At 39.1% G+C, this 20,948-nt stretch carries 25 protein-coding genes; 22 read left to right on the forward strand and 3 right to left on the reverse strand.

All coding sequences use genetic code 11. From position 1 onward, the window contains the following. Position 1 precedes the first annotated feature (1 nt). Together VPAR_RS02865 and VPAR_RS02870 are read left to right on the forward strand one after the other, a co-directional pair. On the forward strand, positions 2 to 769 hold the full coding sequence (locus VPAR_RS02865; RefSeq protein WP_012864093.1) for a dihydroorotate dehydrogenase electron transfer subunit: 768 nt from the start codon (positions 2 to 4) through the stop codon (positions 767 to 769). Then, entirely contained in the window at positions 769 to 1,719 is a 951-nt protein-coding gene (locus VPAR_RS02870) for a dihydroorotate dehydrogenase (RefSeq protein ID WP_012864094.1), read from the forward strand. Before VPAR_RS02865 ends, VPAR_RS02870 begins: the two co-directional genes overlap by 1 nt. A gap of 188 nt (positions 1,720 to 1,907) precedes the next feature. On the opposite strand, the gene VPAR_RS02875 is transcribed toward VPAR_RS02870, so the two are convergent. Next, positions 1,908 to 2,798 carry a LysR family transcriptional regulator gene (locus VPAR_RS02875; protein WP_012864095.1) on the reverse strand — a complete coding sequence of 297 codons (891 nt, stop codon included), beginning with the start codon at positions 2,796 to 2,798 and terminating at the stop codon, positions 1,908 to 1,910. 195 nt (positions 2,799 to 2,993) lie between these two features. On the opposite strand from VPAR_RS02875, the gene VPAR_RS02880 reads away from it, so the two are divergent. Continuing rightward, positions 2,994 to 3,179 (forward strand): hypothetical protein, encoded by a 186-nt coding sequence (locus tag VPAR_RS02880; protein WP_004695548.1) that lies wholly within the window; start codon positions 2,994 to 2,996, stop codon positions 3,177 to 3,179. 14 nt (positions 3,180 to 3,193) lie between these two features. On the opposite strand, the gene VPAR_RS02885 is transcribed toward VPAR_RS02880, so the two are convergent. Beyond that, complete coding sequence (locus tag VPAR_RS02885; protein WP_012864096.1) at positions 3,194 to 3,856, reverse strand: YigZ family protein; 663 nt, start codon at positions 3,854 to 3,856, stop codon at positions 3,194 to 3,196. Positions 3,857 to 4,267: 411 nt separating this feature from the next. Between VPAR_RS02885 and VPAR_RS02890 the strand changes: the two genes are divergently transcribed. Together VPAR_RS02890 and VPAR_RS02895 are read left to right on the forward strand one after the other, a co-directional pair. Next, positions 4,268 to 6,442, forward strand: coding sequence for a heavy metal translocating P-type ATPase (locus tag VPAR_RS02890; RefSeq protein ID WP_012864097.1), 2,175 nt, complete (start codon positions 4,268 to 4,270; stop codon positions 6,440 to 6,442). A gap of 207 nt (positions 6,443 to 6,649) precedes the next feature. Further along, the gene (locus tag VPAR_RS02895; protein ID WP_012864098.1) at positions 6,650 to 7,177 is read left to right on the forward strand and encodes an ECF transporter S component; all 528 of its coding nucleotides are present in this window, start codon (positions 6,650 to 6,652) and stop codon (positions 7,175 to 7,177) included. A gap of 188 nt (positions 7,178 to 7,365) precedes the next feature. On the opposite strand, the gene VPAR_RS02900 is transcribed toward VPAR_RS02895, so the two are convergent. Next, complete coding sequence (locus VPAR_RS02900) at positions 7,366 to 8,691, reverse strand: FAD-containing oxidoreductase (RefSeq protein ID WP_012864099.1); 1,326 nt, start codon at positions 8,689 to 8,691, stop codon at positions 7,366 to 7,368. 299 nt (positions 8,692 to 8,990) lie between these two features. On the opposite strand from VPAR_RS02900, the gene ylxM reads away from it, so the two are divergent. The 17 genes from ylxM (at position 8,991) to ruvA (ending at position 20,948) form a co-directional block, all read left to right on the forward strand. Next, the gene (ylxM, locus tag VPAR_RS02905) at positions 8,991 to 9,326 is read left to right on the forward strand and encodes a YlxM family DNA-binding protein (protein ID WP_012864100.1); all 336 of its coding nucleotides are present in this window, start codon (positions 8,991 to 8,993) and stop codon (positions 9,324 to 9,326) included. Continuing rightward, complete coding sequence (gene ffh / locus VPAR_RS02910) at positions 9,316 to 10,668, forward strand: signal recognition particle protein (protein ID WP_012864101.1); 1,353 nt, start codon at positions 9,316 to 9,318, stop codon at positions 10,666 to 10,668. Before ylxM ends, ffh begins: the two co-directional genes overlap by 11 nt. A gap of 60 nt (positions 10,669 to 10,728) precedes the next feature. Then, positions 10,729 to 10,992 carry a 30S ribosomal protein S16 gene (rpsP, locus tag VPAR_RS02915; protein ID WP_004695565.1) on the forward strand — a complete coding sequence of 88 codons (264 nt, stop codon included), beginning with the start codon at positions 10,729 to 10,731 and terminating at the stop codon, positions 10,990 to 10,992. A 21-nt stretch (positions 10,993 to 11,013) separates the two neighbouring features. After that, positions 11,014 to 11,241: a KH domain-containing protein gene (locus tag VPAR_RS02920; protein WP_004695567.1), complete on the forward strand. Its 228-nt coding sequence runs from the start codon at positions 11,014 to 11,016 to the stop codon at positions 11,239 to 11,241. Between the two features lie 14 nt (positions 11,242 to 11,255). Beyond that, entirely contained in the window at positions 11,256 to 11,663 is a 408-nt protein-coding gene (locus tag VPAR_RS02925) for a YlqD family protein (RefSeq protein WP_004695569.1), read from the forward strand. Continuing rightward, positions 11,663 to 12,160, forward strand: a complete 498-nt coding sequence (gene rimM / locus VPAR_RS02930; RefSeq protein ID WP_012864102.1) for a ribosome maturation factor RimM — start codon at positions 11,663 to 11,665, stop codon at positions 12,158 to 12,160. The genes VPAR_RS02925 and rimM overlap by 1 nt, the downstream gene beginning before the upstream one ends. Before the next feature lie 120 nt (positions 12,161 to 12,280). After that, entirely contained in the window at positions 12,281 to 13,096 is an 816-nt protein-coding gene (gene trmD / locus VPAR_RS02935) for a tRNA (guanosine(37)-N1)-methyltransferase TrmD (protein ID WP_012864103.1), read from the forward strand. Beyond that, positions 13,093 to 14,139 carry a DUF4178 domain-containing protein gene (locus VPAR_RS02940; protein WP_012864104.1) on the forward strand — a complete coding sequence of 349 codons (1,047 nt, stop codon included), beginning with the start codon at positions 13,093 to 13,095 and terminating at the stop codon, positions 14,137 to 14,139. Before trmD ends, VPAR_RS02940 begins: the two co-directional genes overlap by 4 nt. A 43-nt stretch (positions 14,140 to 14,182) precedes the next feature. Beyond that, positions 14,183 to 14,755, forward strand: coding sequence for a hypothetical protein (locus tag VPAR_RS02945; RefSeq protein WP_012864105.1), 573 nt, complete (start codon positions 14,183 to 14,185; stop codon positions 14,753 to 14,755). A 14-nt stretch (positions 14,756 to 14,769) separates the two neighbouring features. Next, positions 14,770 to 16,077: a glutathionylspermidine synthase family protein gene (locus VPAR_RS02950; RefSeq protein ID WP_012864106.1), complete on the forward strand. Its 1,308-nt coding sequence runs from the start codon at positions 14,770 to 14,772 to the stop codon at positions 16,075 to 16,077. Between the two features lie 102 nt (positions 16,078 to 16,179). After that, entirely contained in the window at positions 16,180 to 17,250 is a 1,071-nt protein-coding gene (locus VPAR_RS02955; RefSeq protein ID WP_012864107.1) for a hypothetical protein, read from the forward strand. A 10-nt stretch (positions 17,251 to 17,260) separates the two neighbouring features. Beyond that, the gene (locus tag VPAR_RS02960; RefSeq protein ID WP_012864108.1) at positions 17,261 to 17,692 is read left to right on the forward strand and encodes a DUF350 domain-containing protein; all 432 of its coding nucleotides are present in this window, start codon (positions 17,261 to 17,263) and stop codon (positions 17,690 to 17,692) included. An 11-nt stretch (positions 17,693 to 17,703) separates the two neighbouring features. Beyond that, the gene (locus VPAR_RS02965) at positions 17,704 to 18,264 is read left to right on the forward strand and encodes a hypothetical protein (protein WP_008603403.1); all 561 of its coding nucleotides are present in this window, start codon (positions 17,704 to 17,706) and stop codon (positions 18,262 to 18,264) included. A gap of 58 nt (positions 18,265 to 18,322) precedes the next feature. Further along, complete coding sequence (locus tag VPAR_RS02970; protein WP_012864109.1) at positions 18,323 to 18,895, forward strand: RNA methyltransferase; 573 nt, start codon at positions 18,323 to 18,325, stop codon at positions 18,893 to 18,895. A gap of 9 nt (positions 18,896 to 18,904) precedes the next feature. Beyond that, entirely contained in the window at positions 18,905 to 19,642 is a 738-nt protein-coding gene (locus tag VPAR_RS02975) for a YebC/PmpR family DNA-binding transcriptional regulator (RefSeq protein ID WP_012864110.1), read from the forward strand. A 203-nt stretch (positions 19,643 to 19,845) separates the two neighbouring features. Next, a complete protein-coding gene (gene ruvC / locus VPAR_RS02980) occupies positions 19,846 to 20,340 on the forward strand; it encodes a crossover junction endodeoxyribonuclease RuvC (protein ID WP_004695586.1) in 495 nt (164 codons plus the stop codon). Further along, entirely contained in the window at positions 20,340 to 20,948 is a 609-nt protein-coding gene (ruvA, locus tag VPAR_RS02985) for a Holliday junction branch migration protein RuvA (protein ID WP_012864111.1), read from the forward strand. Before ruvC ends, ruvA begins: the two co-directional genes overlap by 1 nt.

Below are 20,948 nucleotides of genomic sequence, written 5' to 3' on the forward strand. Positions count from 1 at the left end.
CATGAGTGGCTATGTAGAACAGGGCGAAGTCGTTCGCAATGAGCAAATAGGCTCTGATGTGTGGATTATGGATATTCACGCACCAAAACAGGCAGCAGAAGCAAAGATAGGACAGTTTTGTAATGTTCGCGTAGCGGACTCTACGGCGCCATTATTGCGCCGTCCTATTAGCTATGCTGGATTTGATGCCCGAAAGGGTACGATTACCCTTTTGTATCGCGTTGTAGGCAAGGGGACTGAAATTATGACACGTCTCGTTCCTGGCGATACTCTAGATTGCTTAGGTCCTTTGGGAGAACCATTTGTAACATCTAAGAATATGCTTCTCGTTGGCGGTGGCGTTGGTATTGCACCGATGCTATGTATCGCCTCTCATTTGCAAAAAGGTGAAGAAGCACAAGTTATTCTTGGTTTTAGAAATGAAAGTGAAACCTTCTGGGCTGATTTATTTAAAGATACGCCTGTTCAAGTCCACATCACTACTGATGATGGTAGCGTAGGTACAAAAGGCTTCCCTACAGCAATCATGCCTGACCTAATTAATGCTAATTCGTTTACTTCTGTTATGACTTGTGGTCCTATGCCTATGATGAAAGGCGTAGCACAAGTGGCTAAAGAACTCGATGTGCCATGCCAAGTATCTTTAGAAGAGCGCATGGGATGTGGTACGGGCGGTTGCTTAGGTTGCGCTTGTGATGGTGCCGGTGGCAAACGTTATAAGGTTTGTAAGGATGGTCCTGTATTCCCAGCTGAGGAGGTGTTCTTTTAATGCGTGAACGCGATTTAAATAACACTGTTACGCCAAATCCAAAGCTTGCTATTGATTACTGCGGAATTAAGATGAAAAATCCTATTATTGCTGCATCTGGCACCTTTGGTAATGGCCCTGAGTATGCTGGTTATTTAGACCTTAGTAATGAAGTAGGTGCTATTTCTGTAAAAGGCTTAACACCTAAAGGTCGTCATGGTAATCCTGGCACTCGCATTGCAGAAACACCATCTGGCGTATTGAACTGCATTGGCCTTGAAAATCCTGGGGCTGAACATTTTGTTAGGAAAATTCTACCGGATCTTGAGAAATATGATGTACCATTGCTAGCGAATATGTCTGCTGGTACGGTAGAGGAATTTGCGTGGATGGCAGAGACACTATCTGTAGATGGTATTGCAGGCCTTGAAGTTAATGTATCTTGCCCAAATGTAGAATGTGAAGGCATGGCTTTTGGTATAGATCCAAAGGTAGTAGAACAGGTAACAAAAGCGGTTCGTAAAGTAACAGATAAGCCCGTTATTGTAAAACTTTCACCAAATGTAACAGACATTGTAGAAATCGCAAAGGCTGTTGAGGCCGGTGGTGGTAATGGAGTAAGTCTCATTAATACCTTGTTGGGCATGGCTATAGATATTCACCGTCGTAAACCTGTATTGGGGAATATTTATGGTGGATTATCTGGCCCAGCCGTAAAGCCCGTGGCTCTTCGCATGGTTCATCAAGTTTATAAAGGGGTAACTATTCCTATTATTGGTCTTGGTGGTATCATGACTGGCACAGATGCTATCGAATTTATGATGGCAGGGGCGCAAGCTGTTCAAGTTGGTACAGCTACGATGGTAGATCCAACAGCAATTTCACGTATTGCCCGTGAAATGAGCGAATATGTAGAACAACATAATCTTAACAGCATCACTGATATTGTAGGTGCTGTTCATCAAGCTTAACACAATCTTATCTACGGTGAACTTAAGCAACCATAAGCTTTGCCGTAATGTAAAATCTGATACAAAAAGACCTAGTACAAATTGTACTAGGTCTTTTCTTATGTATTGTATTGGCATCTATAATCAAATAGGTACCAATCATATGAGCTGTTAATGTCATATTATGGTAATAGTATGTACAAATATGATTATACATAGGCTTTGTAAAAGTCAATAAATTGCTGTGCTACTGGGGAAAGTGCATGGCCTTTAAGTGTGATAAAAGCTTTTTTGAAATCTCCCGAGAATTCTGGCAATTTGATGCGAGCCATTTTGCGATGATTAATAAGTTCCTTAGCGTCCATTGGGACTAAAGAAACTGTACGACCAGAAGAGGCCCACTCAATAGCTGAGCTTTTTGTTGTAGTTATAGCTACTGCATTAAGTTGCTCCATATCTGTTAAGCTAGACTGCATAATCATTCGAACAGAGCCACCAGAAAGGGATAGAGGACATTTTTTTATGTCTTCCCACGTGATGGTATCATGCTCACGATCTGTCCAGAATACATCACGACGGAAAATAGCGTATAAATGCTCTTCTTGGGTAAGCAGGATATCGAATTTATCGACATCTACCATTTGAATATTGGCGATACCTAATTCGGCGCTACCATTGATGAGTTGGGTCACTACATTTGTCATAAGTCCTTCATAAATTTCAAAATGGACAGATGGATATTTCATGGAAAAAGCTGGTAAATATTGCTGTACGATTGGCGTTGAACGAGATGCAGACGTCGCAATACGTAAAGTACCTTCAATGCGTGAATTCAATTGTTGTACAGCATTATATGTAGATTCTTCAATAGAGCAGAGTTGTTGCGCTTTTTCGTAGAAGATTTTACCAGCATCTGTTAATTGTAAGTTTGATCCTCGTTGGCCGCGTTTAATGTTGATTAATTGAGCCCCAAATTCAGCCTCTAAATATTTCAACTGCTTACTTAACGCTGGTTGTGTAATATGAAGAATCTCTGCGGCCTGTGTCATATTGCCCGTTTGAACAAGGGTAATAAAATTGTGGTAGTAAGATGTATCCATAGAATCTCCCTATTATACACATAATATGATAAATAAAAATTATAACGAACTAAGTAACGGTCATTTCACATTTAATAAAATGCTATATATACTAAATTCAACAAAGTAATAGAAAGTAAATTGAGTTTTAAATTATCTTTCTATACTTATCACAAATTTTGATATACAACAAGAGTTAAGAAAGCAGGTACTACTATGGGCGTGGTAAAAAGAACCTTAGGTCAAGCAATTCGTAATTGGGAAGCACGTAGATTAATGACGGCTCGTAATAAAATTAGCCGGAAAAAACAATTAGAACGAGTATGGCCTTATCCTATGACTAAGGAAAAACGTCGTGAACTCGGTCAAGGCATAGCCGGTTTAGTTAATAACGGCAATTAAAAGTTTGGAATCTACTAACTAGATGATTTATCTAGTGGTAGTACCACCTCAATAGAATCTAATACAGTACAAGTAGCAGCTCCATGACTTATGTCTTGGAGCTCTTTTTGTATGTGCTCTACATCAGTAGGTGGTATTAGAATTGTAATGTCTACATATTCACCAAAGCTTGCTTCATAATGTAATTTTTCGTCTTGGGCATATCTTTCTACTGCTCCATACAGCGAATAGTCAATCTTTGCTTGTACTCGGGTTCGTGTTGTATGTAGTTCTTTAGGGGCAAGACGTAAGGTTTCCGCAACAGAGTGTGAATAGGCCCGAATCAAGCCACCAGCGCCCAATTTAATACCTCCAAAATAACGCGTTACGACGACGGCTACATTGGTAATGCCAGTCTTTTTGAGTACTTCTAGCATTGGTTTACCTGCTGTACCTGATGGTTCTCCATTATCGGAAGATCGTTGTTGTTCTTGCTGTGGGCCTAATGCATAGGCTGTACAGTTATGGCGCGCATCCCAGAATTCTTTATTGATGCGGCTTATAAAGGTTTGGGCTTCCTCTTCAGTCTTGCAAGGATATACAGTTGTTATAAACCGTGATTTTTCAACAACATATTCATGGCGAAATTCTTTTGCTAGAGAAATAAATTCCACCGTAGGGCTTATTGATTCAGACATATATTCACCTCCTTTGGAATCAAAGTTTATGTTTATTCATCATCACTTTATTATAATCTATTTATGAAGGCTATGTATAGGTAAAAGCGGTTAATTCCCTTATAAAAAAGAAATACCACCCTATATTTGGTAGGATATTGACGTAATGAGAATTTATGTTATTATTAAATATAGATATATGAGTAGTTACTCATGAAATATGTTCAATATTGAAGTTTTAGAGTATATTAAACATTCTTAGTGAACCTGTTTATGGCTATTTTATTTACAATAGGGTATATATCATTTTTATAGACCGATGTTTAGACGTGTATTTAAGTATATAGATACAAAATATAGTACGGATTTGTAATAATATAGTAAGTTGTAAGATAAGATATATGTATCTACAGAGTAGAAAGGCCTATGAATATGAGCGTAAAAAAACAAGAATTTGATATTACAGGTATGCACTGTGCAGCCTGTGTAAAACGCGTTGAAAACGTTGTTTCTAAAGTCGAGGGCGTAGAATCTGTTAAGGTCAACCTCTTAACTCGAAAGGGGAGCGTTGAATATAAAGATGGCGCTACTATAGATTCACAACAGATTATTGATGCCATTACGAATATTGGTTTTGGTGCTACAGAAGCAGACGAAACAAAGCAAGAAATAGAAAAGGTTAACTTAAAACCTCATATTATACGACTTATTATTGCCGCCTGTATGGCAGTACCGATGATGATTAATATGACCTTACATCGATTTGGTATTCAGGCATTGCCTGTATGGGTAGAGTTTGTTCTTGCTACTATTGCTCAGTTCGGTCCTGGTCTTATGTTCTATAAGAGCGCCTGGAGTGCAGTGAAAAATGGGGCGCTTACGATGGATGTACTCGTAGTAATGGGCACGACGGTAGCTTATCTATTCAGTATCTATAACTGGCAATTTCACCCTGAATTAGGCCCTCATGGAATATATTTTGAAACCTCTGCGTGGCTCATTACTTTTATCCTTCTTGGTAAACTTTTAGAAGAGATTGCAAAAGGGCGTACCTCCGAAGCACTTCAAAAATTGATTGCCTTACAACCTGCAACGGCTCATGTGTTGCGTGATGGAGAATTTATTGATATCCCTACATCTAAGGTGGTAGCCGGTGATATTTTACAAGTTCGTGCAGGTGAAAAAATCCCTGTTGATGGCACGATTACTGAGGGATATTCCACAGTAGATGAGGCTATGCTGACCGGTGAAAGCTTACCGGTAGAAAAACAAGTTGGTTCTGAAGTTATTGGTGCTACTATAAACCTAAGTGGTGCTTTTACCATGGAAGCCAAGCGTATCGGTTCCGATACGATGTTGTCTCAAATTATCAAGGTTGTAGAAGAGGCACAAACCTCCAAGGCTAGTATTCAACGTATTGCAGATATCGTGGCTCAATATTTTGTACCGACCGTTATTGGCCTTGCTGTTTTGACAGGTCTTGTGTGGTACTTCATTATGGGAGATTCTATTAACGTTGCTCTCATTAATGCAACAGCGGTACTGGTTATCGCATGTCCTTGTGCGCTTGGCCTTGCTACACCAACATCTATCATGGTTGGGTCTGGCCTTGGTGCGGAACACGGTGTGCTCATCAAGAGTGCAGAATATCTTGAAAAAGCGGGTAAACTCGATGCCATTGTTATGGATAAAACCGGTACCCTTACACAGGGTGTATTGGATGTGACGGCTTTTAAAAATTATAATGGTGATGAAAGTACTAATATGTCTATTATGATGGCTCTTGAAAGTGGTACATCTCATCCGATTGCAAAGGCCATGGTTTACTATGGTGAAGATCATGGCTATAAAGGTAAAGCTGTTGAACTTGAAAGTTTTGCTGATGTACCAGGTAAAGGGTTACAAGGTGCATACCAAGGCGTATCCGTACAACTTGGGCACAGTCGTTGGATGAATGAACTAGGTTATGATTTAACGGCGGTTCAAGAAGATATTTTACAATTTGAAGAACAAGGTGCTTCCGTATCTGTTCTAGCTGTAGATGGCGTTGTTAGTGCTTTGTGGGCTGTAGAAGACGAATTACGTCCAGAAACTATCGAGGTTGTAAAAGAGTTACATGCTCAAGGTATTGATGTATGGATGCTTACTGGTGATAATCGTCGAACTGCTCAATATATTGCTAAACAGGCGGGTATCTCCCATGTTATAGCTGAAGTATTGCCTCAAGACAAGGCTAGCAAGGTAAAAGAATTACAAGATAAAGGTCTTGTAGTGGGGATGGTTGGTGACGGTATCAATGATGCTCCTGCTCTCGTTACGGCAGATATTGGTTTTGCTATTGGCAGTGGTACAGATATTGCGGTAGAAGCAGCCGACATCGTCCTTGTACGAAATGATTTACATACCTTGGTACAAGCAGTACGACTCAGCCGTAAGACAATGACCAACATTAAACAAAACCTATTCTGGGCATTGATCTTTAACTGTATTGGCATTCCTTTGGCCGCTATTGGTGCGTTAAATCCTATGATTGCTGGTACAGCGATGGCATTTAGCTCTGTTACAGTTGTAAGTAATTCACTTCGTTTGAAGCGAGCTAAAATTTAAGATTATACATATAATTGAATACTATAAAGCACCTATACAGATGTATAGGTGCTTTATTATATCTACAGACATATAGTTAAGTATATATTTATATCTTATATTGAGACGTGAAATGGATATTTAATTCCTACGATAATGGTGTTTTTAGACGGCTTATGATTTGTTATACTGAATATAGTAATTGATTTAAAAGAGAGGTTCATGATTATGAAATTAAGTACTCGAGACATTGTCTATATTGGTTTTATTGCCGCGTTATGTGCAGTGGCTACTACAATTCGCATTGAAATACCAGGTGGCGCTATGGTTCATTTAGGATCGGCTGCACTCTTTACAACATCTATACTTTTTGGTGGATTATATGGAGGCTTGGGTGCGGCAATTGGATCTGCACTATTTGATCTCTTTGGTGGTCATACACAGTACATCGTATTTTCTTTCTTTATTAAAGGAATTGCAGGACTTATCGTAGGTGGTATGACTGCAGGCTATTTGCCACCCTCTATTACAAAACCAACTGCATCCTTTGGTCGTATTTTAGTAGCCCTTATTATTGGTGCTGTTTGGACCGCTTTTGGCTACTTCCTTGCGTGGTGGTTCGTTCTTGAAAGTGCGGTCGTGGCGGCTAGTAAAATTCAATACTCTTTGATTACAAGTGCCGCAGGAATTGTGGTTGCTATTGTATTAACCCCTAAATTACAAATGATAGTGCGCAGATTGTTTACTAAAAATTAATTGCTACAATGTCTTAGCATGTTTTAGTTAGGCACTGCTAAAAAAGCTATAATAATCTGATACATTGATAAATAAACTATCATATCGATAAATAAAAAAGCCTTTAGTTGCTAAATTAGTTTAGCGTCTAAAGGCTTTTTGGTTAGGTTATTATTTTATAATTAGTGATTGTATTAGCTATTAAATTATTAGAAATTACAAAGGTCGTTTAAGTTTTCTGCCATTGTAGGGTGTGTGAAGATTTGATTTTTGAAATATGTATATGGAATGTTATTATCCATAGCCATTTTAATTAAGTTAATCAATTCTTCTGCGCCTTGGGAATAGAGTGTAGCGCCCAGGATTAAGTCGTTATCCGCATCCACAACAATTTTAAAGGCGCCTTTTAAATAGTCGTTTACATGTGCTCTAGGCATGGTAGCTACGAGCATTTCTTTCGTTTTAACCGTATATCCTTGGTTGATTGCATCTTCTTCTGTAAGACCTACACGAGAAAGTGGAGGTGTTAAGAAGGTAGTATAAGGAATATTTTTACGATCTTTTAAGGTATACTGGCTGTTACCAGTAAGTGCGCCAAATACGATACGGAAGTCATCAAGAGATATATATGTGAATTGAGGACCACCGTTTACATCACCGACTGCGTATACACCAGGGACGGAGCTTTCACAAGTATCATTAACTACAATAGCACCGCGTTCGTTAGTAGCGATGTCCGTATGTTCTAAACCAATATTAGCTGTATTGGCTTTGCGACCTGTAGCGTATAGAACAGCATCAAAAGTATAGTTTTGATTATTAGCGGTGATAACTGGTTTGTCGCCATCATTGGATACAGAGTTTAATGTTACATCATTAAGAATAGCAATACCTTGCTCAGTCAAGTACTCGTTAGCTAATTCTTGTACGATCGGTTCCTCTCGTTTTAAGATACCAGATTCAATATTAAATACTGTTACCTTTGCACCTAGTTTAGCATATAGGCTGGCAAATTCAAGACCGATAGGACCAGCGCCGATAACACCTAATGTACTAGGATGAGTAGGTAATTGTTGAATCTCTGTACTATTATAGAAACCTGTAGCCGTATCAATGCCAGAAATATTAGGTTTAATCGCTACAGCACCAGTGTTTATAACGATAGTGTCAGCAGATAATATAATCTTATCCTCGCCAGCGGTAACGGCGATTTCTTTATTGCTAATAAATGCACCATGCCCAGTATAGACATCGACATGTTCATTTGTATCTAGCATACCGAAGTTTTTATTGCGTAAGCGAGATGTAACAACTTCACGTTGGTTTAATACTTGATCGTATGATAAGCCTTTTGATGCGGCAATGATCATCGTCTTAGTAGGGATACATGCGATATTAATACATGTACCACCGTACATTAGAGGATTTTCTTCAATCATGGCTACAGATTTGCCCATAGAGCCAAATTTTGCGGCTAAGGTTTTACCAGCTTTGCCGAAACCTAAGACGATAATGTCATATTGTTTGGTATTCATACAATACCTCCTATGTTTTATATTGAAAATATTAGATATTAATATTATAGCATATTATTATAGATATAAAAGTAGAAATTAGAATTAATTATCATTGATTATGAATTAAATTTGTCTAGAATGATTATGTTAAGGTAGTCAATTAGTTTATTGGTTTTTGGTTCAAGGGGATGAGATAGCTTGTATATCTGTGATTATAGCAATAAATTAAGTGTGTTAAGTATTTCTACTTGACACATTTCTTTATGTACGGTAGTATATGTAAAGTAATATGACTTGACAGTGATGGAGGTGGCGAAATGGAAGAACGAGTGCTCATAAGTTTGCTCTTAGATTTCTATGGGCCATTGTTGACGGACAAGCAACGCATGTCCTTACAACTTCACCACGAAGATGATATGTCCCTTGGCGAGATTGCTGAGGAATTAGGCGTATCACGACAGGCTGTATACGATAATTTACAGCGTGCTCGACACATTTTAAATGATTACGAATCAAAATTGCACTTGGTGGCACAATATGAACAACGGGAAGGCTTGCTTTCACAGTTGAAAGCAACATTGCCTAAAGAGGTGTTGTCCGAAACTAAGGTGCAACAAGTATTGGCGCAAATGGAGGGATATTATGGCATTTGATAGCTTGTCAGAAAAACTGCAAGAAGCCTTTCAATCCTTAAAAGGGAAGGGCAAAATTACAGAAGATGATGTCAATCTTGCGTTGCGTCAGGTACGTACGGCTCTATTAGAAGCGGACGTTAATTTTATGGTAGCGAAGGACTTTGTTAAGTCCATTAAGGAAAAGGCCCTCGGTGAAGAGGTGTTCGGTTCCTTGAATCCAGCCCAAACGGTTATTAAAATCGTAAATGATGAGTTAACGGCTCTCTTAGGTGGTACACAAAGTCGTATCATGATTTCTAGCAAGCCACCAACAATTATTATGCTCGTTGGTTTGCAAGGTGCTGGTAAAACCACAACAGCTGGTAAACTAGCTGTATACTTACGCAAACAAGGTAAACGTCCGATGCTTGTCGCTGCCGACGTATATCGTCCAGCTGCGATTACTCAGTTGCAAGTTGTAGGTAAGCAAATTGATATTCCAGTATTTTCGGATGAAACACCTGGTGCAAATCCAGTAGATATTGCGCGTCGTGCCGTAGAGCAAAGTACGCATATGTTGAAAGATGTTGTTATTATCGATACAGCAGGTCGTTTGGCAATTGATGAAGTCCTCATGGATGAGTTGTCCAATATCAAAGCTGCTGTTCGACCTCATGAAATTCTACTCGTTGTAGATTCTATGATCGGTCAAGATGCGGTAACAACAGCGCAAACATTTAATGAAAAATTAGGTGTTGATGGTGTTATCCTTACTAAACTTGATGGTGATGCGCGCGGTGGTGCTGCATTATCTATCAAAGCTGTAACAGGCTTGCCGATCAAGTTCACTGGTGTGAGCGAAAAAATGGATGGTTTTGATGTATTCTATCCAGACCGCATGGCTTCTCGTATTCTCGACTTGGGCGACTTTAAAACATTGATTGAAAATGTACAAGGCGCTATCGATGAAGAAGAAGCTCGTGAAATGGCTAAGAAAATGGCAAAAAACAATTTCACCTTGGATGACTTCTTAAAACAGATGAATCAGGTGAGAAAGTTAGGGCCATTACAAAATATTATTGGCATGTTGCCAGGCATGGGGCAAATTAAGGATCAATTAAAGGACCTTGATTTGAATAGTAAAGAGGTGCGTCGTATTGAGGCTATCATTACATCCATGACGGCGGCAGAGCGAGAAAATCCAAGTATTCTTAATGGTTCTCGTCGCAAGCGTATTGCATTAGGTTCTGGTACACAGGTTCAAGATGTAAATCGCTTGTTGAAACAATTTGAAGAAGCGCGGAAGATGATGAAGCGCATGCAAGGTTTACGTGGCGGTAAGGGCGGCTTCCCTGGAATGCCTAAATTACCGTTTATGTAATACATGGGCAGGGGCGCTGAACTTGTCCATTTACATCAGTATAAGGAGGTGAATTTCACAATGTTAAAAATTCGTTTGACTCGTTTAGGTGCTAAAAAAGCTCCTTTCTACCGTATTGTAGTTGCTGACGCACGTGCTCCACGTGAAGGTCGTCCTGTTGACACAATTGGTCAATATGATGCTACTAAACAACCAGCTATCGTTAATGTAGACGAAGAAAAAGCTTTGGCTTGGTTAGCTAAAGGTGCTCAGCCTACTGACACTGTTCGCTCCTTGTTCAAAAAACAAGGCGTTATGCAAAAATTTGCAGACGCTAAAAAGTAATTAATAGAGAGGCATACTGTGATGATAGAATTAATTTCATTAATTGCGAAATCATTAGTGAAGCAGCCTGATGCCGTTTCTGTTACCATGGTCCAAAAGGGGAATGTTGAAGTTTACGAACTTCATGTAGCCCCAGAGGATATGGGCAAAGTCATCGGAAAGCAAGGTAGAATTGCAAAAGCGATTCGATCTGTGGTGAAAGCGGCGGCTATTAAAGAGAACAAAAAGATATCTGTTGATATTGTCTAAAAGGGAGTATTCCAATGGAAGAAATGACATTACGTGTCCCTGTAGCAGTAAAAGCAAAAGTAACAGACGACTTGAAAGCGAAAATTGTATCCGATCTTGAAACTCGCCTTGATATGGTAAATAAAGATTTGGAAGCAATTGAGTTTCAAGCCCAACGTATTTTAGCTGATGCAGCTAAAGTTGATGCTACAAGTCTTACTGCTATTCGTCAACAAATCGACGAAGAAAAAAATAAACGCTTGGCTTTCAAAGAAGAAGTAACAGCTAAATTGAAGGATGCTAAGGAGTTGTCTTTAGGAACTGAAATTCCTCAAGGTACATTAGAGCAAACAGTTACCGTTAAAATCGGAGATAATTTGGATGCCTTGATGGGCGCTGAAATCCTATTAGAAGACGGTAAGATCGTTGCGTTTCGTCAATAATGAAGCATAACGATTTCATCACAATAGGTGTTATCATCGCCCCGCACGGTGTGCGGGGTGATCTTCGTATTATGCCTCAAACCGATTTTCCAGAACGGTTTATGCATATGGATGCCTGTTACATCGATGGTAAAGAATACCACGTTGCATCCGCACGATTTCACAAGCAATTTGTTTTAGCATCTTTTAAGGAAATTCCTAATCGCAATACGGCTGAACTATTCACTAAGAAAGCAATTCAAGTTCGTCGTGAAGATTTAGTGGAATTGCCAGAAGGTCGTTACTATATTTTTGATATCATTGGTCTTGAGGTACAAGATACTATGGGTAACGTGCTTGGCACAGTTACTGATGTATTACAACCAGGTGCTAATGATGTCTATGTGGTCTCCAAAGATGGGGAACCAGATCAATTATTTGCAGCCATTGAAGAGGTCGTTAAAGACATCAATGTGAAAAATAAATTGATGATCGTAGATCCGCCTGAATGGATATAATCATTTGGGCGGTTTTGTTTTATCTACATATAGGTATATTATCGTAAAAGTTATATAATATAGCTATATATAGATAATACTAATGAGTTAATGTGAGTTAATAAGTACAGGGGACGGTATATGCGTATTGATATTGTATCTTTATTTCCAGAGTTTTTTGATGCGTTTTTTAATCATTCCATCATAAAACGAGCTATCGAGGCAAAACGTCTATCTGTAGATGTAACGAATCCTCGAGATTTTAGCCATAATAAGCATGGTCAAGTAGATGATACACCATATGGTGGTGGGGCTGGTATGCTCATGATGGCACCTCCTATTTTTGAAGCTGTAGAATCCGTTATTGCTCAATATGATAGTGATATTAATGATACTTATACCACAGATGAGATGTGTGATGAAATGAGTCTTATTGGTAATCCTAATGAAAGTATACGACGTCGTATTATCTTTATGGGACCTACAGGACAGCCTTTCACACAGGAGAAGGCTCGTGAATTGGCTAGCTATGATCAAGTGGTCCTTATTTGTGGTCATTATGAAGGTGTAGATTATCGCGTAGAGAAACATCTTGTAGATGAAACGATTTCTATTGGTGATTATGTATTGACCGGTGGTGAGTTGCCAGCTATGGTAGTTACTGATGCAGTGGCTCGCATGATACCTGGTGTATTAGGTGCGGCTAGTGGGGCACAAGAGGATTCTTTTTATGAGTCACTTTTAGAATGCCCACAATATACAAAACCACCAGAATTTAGAGGTTGGACTGTTCCAGATGTATTGCGTAGTGGTCATCATAAAAATATTGCCGCATGGCGTCAAAAGGAAGCACTAAAAAGAACACGATTATTACGGCCTGACTTATTAGAACGACCATTAACAAAAGAGGAAGTTAAACTGTTAAAAGAAATTGTTGCAGAAGAGTCTAGGCTATGAAATTTAAGTGTTATGATGTTGTAGAGATTCAGGGAAAACGATATGTAGTCGGGGAGGTCATTTCTTATCAAGAGTTTATCGTTGATAAAACAATACGTTATGACCTTAATGATGAAAATTATAAAAAAGAACTGGGTGTTTCCAAAGGAGCTCAGTCTTGGACCGAATATGGTCTTATGCCCGTTAATGGGACGGATAAAAAATGGCTTACCATTGTAAACGGTGAAAAAGAATATTGCACTTTTTCTGAAACAGTTTTACGTTCAACCCCTCCTGCAGGATATAGATTACATGATAAAGGTATAGAACGTGTCGTAGCTGTGGAGGGACAATCGAAGGCTAGAAGTGGCGACGAAGCAGATTATAAAGAATATAGATCAATTAAAAAGGATAAAACCTATGTATTCTTTATTGAGGGCTGGCATGGTGGTTTGACGGACCAAGCTCAAGGTGAGAGGATTCGTTTGTCTGATGTACATCGACGGCGAGATCAGGCTGCTCAAACAGCGAGTAAAAAGATTCGTAATGCAGCTCGCAGAAAAGAATGGACACGATTGGGTCTGAGTTGGGGAATCATTTTATTCTTTTTGGGATATTTGTTTATAGGAGATATGTCTTGGCATGAATTACGTGATGAAGTAGGATTCCCATATACCATGGAAGAGCGCATTAAAGATTCCTATTATTATGAACCGCAAGGTACAAAAGACGGTTTGATGGTATATACGTCAAAGCAAGATCCAAATGCAACGGCTATCGATCTTATCGATGCTGTGTATGGCAAGGTTTATACCATTAAACAAGATACTAAGTCCCCTGAGCAGTGGATTGTCATTTATACGACTAAAGATGTATCTGTTATTAGTGTGGTTAATGGCACTACGTATGTTGAAGTGGGGCAATTAAAAAACTTGTCAGATTCGGAGGATAGGCGTATAGCGACTATTAGAAATGACAGTGAAATATTGTTACGATATGCGTATATGGTGGAGTTAAAGAATAAGCAGGGTCGTAAGACGTTATCAAATATAATAAAAGATTGATATAGTATTGATTTCAGTTACGAAATCAAACGAAGGAATTTATATGTATGAACCAAGTAAGAATACTGTTTACATAGCCATAGCCTTTACATCTATAGCAGCTCTAGTAGGCGCTTATTCGTATTGGGACGATGTTAGCTATGCTCTATGTGATATGGTCAAACCAGAATTAAATAATGGTGAAGTACGGCTCGTTGATGATGAAGGTAAAAGCTATACCTTGATTAATCACGGTGATGGAAAAGAAACTGCGCTCTATGATGATGCAGAAAAATCTGTTACCTTTCATCGTGATGAGAAAGGAAATATTATATGGGATGCAGGCTTAGCCAGTTTGATTCCAACTTTGGCGGTAGGTTACTATGCGTTCCATGGCTTTTCAGCTCCAACGGCATATATGGATGCACCCAGTATGACCTATCGTGCTACATCGCCACTTACATCTTTTGATGCAAATACAGACGATAGCAAATCTAATAGTGCAAGAGTGGCTAGGACTATTAATGAGATGACTAGAAATCGTTACAATACTAAAACGAGTAGTCGGGCACATAGAATTGGTGAAAAGTATGGCTTTGGTAGTGTAGGGGCTAGAACTTCGAGCGGTGCCTCTTAATGAAAGGATGAACAATGAAATCCTATATTGATGAGCTTGATAGAAATATATTTAATTTCGTGGAATATGAAGGGTATGATGATCGGTATCCTTCCTTGTCTATGCAGGCCTTTTCATCCGACTTTTACGATGAAATTCGTCATGTTTCACGTAGATTATTTCAAATATTTTGTAAAGCTGCAAAAGTATTTCAAATGGCCCCAGATGATTTTGCACGAAACATGGATATGCCAGACAATTTAATTCCATACTTACATAAGTCGAATGCCTTAGGTTTACCAACGTGGTTATCTCGCTTTGATTTTGTTCTTGATGTAAATGGCAATTTGCGCATGGTAGAACTTAATGCAGATACGCCGTGTTTTCTTATTGAGAGCTATTATGCTAATGAAGTTGCAGCTAATTATGTAGGACGAAAACATCCTAATAAAGAATGCCGAAAAGAATTACATACATTTTTAAAGCGCATGTATGATGCTGTTTTATCAGCTAAGTATGGTAGAAATCAATATAAGTCTATGCTGGCAAATAGAGAAAGACTACCTAAGGATCCCTTTGTATTCTCCTGCTTTCATGATTATTTTGAAGATTATGGAACAACACAGTTTCTTATGAATGAGCTAAAAACAGCCTGCCCTGAGGCTGACACGCGCTTTATATCCTTTTATGATATGAAGATTGATGATGAGGGCATTCCTTTAGCAGATGGTAGTCATGCGACCCTATTGTATCGATTACATCCCATGGAGCTTTTGATTGATGAGAGGACGCTTGATGATGAACCTTTGGGTGAGATGTTCTTAGATCTTTACGAGGATAATACATTTGCTCTTTTTAATCCGCCAGAGGCAATTATTTTACAAAATAAATCCTTTATGTCCTTAGTATATGCATTGTATTTAACAGATCAATTTTTTACGAAACCAGATCGAGATATAATCGAACGATATTTGGCACCATCCTATTTTGAAAATGATTTTTCCTCTCTTGATGATGGCCTTTATATTCAAAAGGAGATTTGGGGGCGTGAAGGAAAGCATGTACAAGTTGTTCAAAAGCGTGGTGATACATCTGAGCTTTATATGGAAAAGCTAGTTGATAACTATGACGATATCATTTGTCGCGATAGTAAAAAGGTTATGTATCAAGATTTTATACAGCAGAAACATTTTACTCATACAGTGGATTGTGGAGTGAAAGATGGATTTTTAACTTTATCCTGTTTTATGCTTGGTGATCAAGCTTCCGCGGTAGGATGCCGTTTTTCTCCGGAAGAGATAGCTGGTACAGAAGCATACTTTGTACCATTATTAATAGAGTAAGCGAAATACTATGAAATTTGTGACCATATAGTATGAGCAAACGAATGATAATAGGTGTATTTAGCAGCAGTCGTGCTTATGTCTACTTTAGCGAGGGTGTGTATGGAGTTTAATTGTTATGATGTCTTAGAGGTTCATGGCAGCCGCTATGTAATCACTGAGAAAATTAAATACATAGAGATTATTCCAAAAGCAGATAAGGAACAATCCTATAGGGGCCAGCCGTCTATGACAAAATCACCAGGTGATTATTGGCATGAATATGGACTGGAGGCTGTTGAGGGAATTGATAAGATATGGTTAACTATTGAGTATAATGATAATGAATGGTGTACCGTATCTAGAACATCCTATCATACACGGCCAGGTAAGGGTTTTACATTACATCAAATCGGATTAGAAAAGGTTGTCGATGTCGATGGTGAAAGTGGTGCCTCCGTAGGGGACCGCGCAGGATATCGAGAATATCAGCTGCCTTGTGAAGGTGGTGCTAGTGTATTCTTTGAAGAAGAGTGGTTTGAAGGTAAAAAAATGTTTGCCGAAGGGTCACGAGTGCCTTTAGTGAATATTCGCCTTTGTAATGATGCAGCTGCTCAAGCCATTAAGCAAAAGATGCGTAACAAATTTATGAAAAAGAGGTTTGGATCTATTGCTGTTGGTGTGGGGTATACTGTACTATTTTTACTATTTCTGTTTTGGTCGGACAATGATTTGTCTTGGCATAGTATACGCGCTATGTTTGGAGTGCCTTATACGGCAAAAGAACATATGCATGACACATCTGCATATTATACAAAAACAGATTCGGATAGTGACTATGTATACACGTCTACACTAGATCCTGTTAGCACCGCATTAGACTTGATTGATTCTGTGAATGGTGATATTAAGAATGAGCGGGATAACTTAGAAGAGGGACATGAAGTTATTGTATTTTATTCTGGGGACTTGGTGTATATCATTACCAATACGGATGGACAAACTAAGGTTAAGGTATGTGAACAATCAAAATTGACACAAGAGGATTGGAAAATTATTGATCGTACATTAATCAGCTCTCATATACTCGATAACTATGCGACCATGGTTCGCCTAGGGGATAATACGGGACGCGAACGATTGTATCCTACTACCAATTCTGGCAACACATCCAATACAAAATTATATTATTAGGAGGCTTATTATGATTTATATACCAGATGTATTATTGACAATTTTTTATGCTTGCTTTGGCATTATACTGATGTTAACGGCGAATACGGTTATCGATTTCTTCGTACCTGGTAAATTTAGTGAAGAAATTAAGCGTGGTAATTGTGCTGTGGCGTGGCTTTCAGCGGGATCATTTATCGGTATCGGTGAAATTTTGCGCGCTGTTATCATGTCACCAGCCGTGACTACAGCTGATACTTCCTTGTTATATGGTATCGTAGCCAGTGTTATATATGCTGTGCTTGGTATTATATTATTTGTGACAGGCTATATGTTTATCAATATTTGGCATCGTAAATATAAATTGTCCGAAGAAATTATACGCGGTAATACAGCGGCAGGCATTCTTGTGTTTGGCATCTTCGTAGGTCTTGCCCTTGTTATTAGCGGTGCTGTGCACTAAGGGAGTGTTCTATGTATAAGCCAAGTAAGAAAACCATATACCTTACAGGTGCTTTCGCTGCCGTTGCTGGTCTTGTAGGTGTATATTCCTACTGGAATGATATCTCCTATGCTGTGTGCGACAAGGTTTACCCAGAAGCAAATGAAGGGGAGGTTCGATTAAAGGATAACCAAGGAAACCGATATTCTTTATTAAATCATGGTGATGGTAAAGAAACAGCCTTATACGACGATAATCGATCCGTTACCTTTCACCGAGATAATAGTGGCAATTTGGTGTGGGATGCGGGGCTAGCAGGGCTCTTACCAAGTATTGCTGCAGGATATTATATATTTCACGGTTTTAATCCACCTACTGCACGCATGGATGGACGAACCATGACATATCGCATAGCAGCACCATTACAAACGTATGAGGAGCCCTATGTATATACCGCATCAGGGTCGAATGTACATAGCGCTATGGGGCGGAGCTTTTATAGAACTTATGAACGCAATAGAAGTAAAAAGGCGTCTTCCATAGGACAGAAGTCTGGATTTGGTAGTGCTGGCGCACGGTCTAGTGCTTCGTAATGGATATGATGGCAATGCATGTTAATGAAGGTTAGTTTAGAATTTAGGAGATATAGTATTGGCTAATTTATATATCGGACTTGTTCATTATCCGATTATGAACAAGCATAAAGAGGTCATTACGACGGCCATTACAAATTATGATATTCATGATATTGCACGAGCGTCTATTACCTATGATGTGTCTAAATATTTTGTGATTCACAATATACCGGCTCAACGAGAGTTAGCAGCCACTATTATGGAACATTGGAAGTCAGGCTTTGGTAGTACCTATAATCCGGACAGAAAAGATGCTTTCACAGGCGTTGAACTCGTTAATTCTATCGCTGTTGCGGTGCGTACTATCGAGGAACTGGAAGGGGTAAAACCTATCGTAGCAACTACCGATGCTAGAACTTATGATAATACAATTTCCTATGCACGGATGCGTGAACACCTTGAAAATGAGGGGCACCCTGTGTTAGTATTATTTGGTACCGGTTATGGTATGACAAAAGAAACGATGGAAAGCTTTGACTATATTTTAGAACCTATATATGGCCATGGTGAATACAATCATTTATCCGTGCGTAGCGCCGTATCAATCATCTTAGATCGGCTGCGGGGCGAAGCATGGTGGAATAAATAGGAGGCGTCTATGTCAGGACATTCTAAATGGGCAAATATTAAACATAAAAAAGGTAAAACCGATGCATTAAAAGCTAAATTGGCTACAAAAATCAGTCGTGAAATTACCGTTGCAGCACGCATGGGTGGTGCAGATCCAACTGGTAATATGCGTTTGAAATTGGCTTTGCAAAAAGCTCGTGAAAATAATATCCCTAAGGATAACATTCAACGTGCTATCGACAAAGGTATCGGTGCTACGGACATGAATGCATATGAAGAAATCGTATACGAAGGTTATGGCCCTGCCGGTGTTGCCGTTACTGTTGAGGTGATGACTGATAATCGTAATCGTGCTGCTGCAGACGTGCGCCATGCATTCTCTAAACAAGGTGGTAATCTTGGTGAAAGCGGCTGTGTAGGCTGGATGTTCAAATCTAAAGGCGTATTTGTTATCGATAAAGAAGGTCATGATGAAGATGAGGTAACTATGCTAGCTCTTGAAGCTGGAGCAGAAGACCTTAAGTCTGAAGATGATGTATTTGAAATTTATACAACACCAGAGGATTTTGATGCGGTAGAAGCAGCGCTTGCTGATGCGGGTATCGAAACTGTAGTAGCTAAAATCACGATGATTCCAGATACAACAATTGAGTTGACTGGTGATGATGCTGTAAAAATGCAGAAAATGCTTGACGTATTGGATGATCTTGATGATGTACAAAACGTATATCATAATGGTATTTTGCCGGACGATGAAGAAGAATAATAATAAAGGGGGCACTCTATGGGGTGCTCCTTTTCTATTGAAATTAAACTCGGATATTTATTAAAGTTAAGAAAATTAATATGTCTCATATATAATTCATAGGGGAATTCATGAACTTCGATGTGAAATTATGCTATAATAAAATAGATTATGTAATGGAGGTAGGCGGCAGCTTATCTCATTTTTAAACTAAGGGGGTTGGGGTGCGAATTATAGGAATTGACCCAGGTACGGCTATATGCGGATACGGCATTATTGACGTGAAGGGTAGTAAACTAACACCAGTAGCCTATGGGGCTATTACAACTCCTAAGGAATTAACTGATTCACAGCGACTGGAAATTCTATTTAATGATCTTAGTGATTTATTGGAGGAATATAGGCCTGATAAGTTCGGTGTGGAGGAATTATTTTTTAACCGTAATGTAACAACAGCCATTAAGGTAGGGCAAGCACGTGGTGTTATTTTATTAGCTGCTGAACAACAACGGATTCCTATTTATGAATATACACCATTACAAATTAAACAAGCTGTCACAGGTTATGGTAAAGCTGATAAGAATCAGGTCATTTATATGACGATGAATATTTTGGGGATTCGTGAGAAAATTAAGCCTGATGATACGGCAGATGCATTAGCTGTTGCTATCTGTACGGCTCATAGTTCTCACAATGATAGATTAAAGAGGTTGGTATAATGATAGGGTATGTGCGAGGTATCGTAACACATCTTTTTAAAGAATCGTGCTATGTTGATGTACATGGCGTAGGGTATCGCGTATATGTGCCGACCACTACGCGTCAACAGCTGACAGAGGGCCATGAGGCGACGCTATTCACGTATCTTAATGTACGAGAAGATGCAATGCAACTTTATGGCTTTTGGACGGAAGAAGAATATGAGTTGTTTATACTCCTCATTTCTGTTTCTGGTATCGGGCCCAAGGTGGGGCTTGGCATCTTGTCAGGCATGACACCTGAGGCTTTCAAATTAGCGATTATCAATGGACAGGTACAGCAATTAACTAAGTTACCTGGCATTGGTAAGAAGTCTGCGGAGCGACTTGTTTTAGAACTGAAGGATAAGATTGCTAAGATGACACATATTTCTGCAGAATCACCTGCGGCTATTCAGCCTATTGGTGTCACTGCTAGTGGTGCCGCAGGGGAGGCTATTGAAGCTCTCGTATCATTAGGATACTCCGAGCGAGATGTGGCTGATATTGTTGAGTCTTTAGATGATGGTAAGCGTGATGTATCTGAGTTGATAAAAGTCAGCTTGATTGAGCTTGGGAAAGGACGATAA

It is taken from the genome of Veillonella parvula DSM 2008, from assembly GCF_000024945.1.
GTDB lineage: Bacteria > Bacillota > Negativicutes > Veillonellales > Veillonellaceae > Veillonella > Veillonella parvula.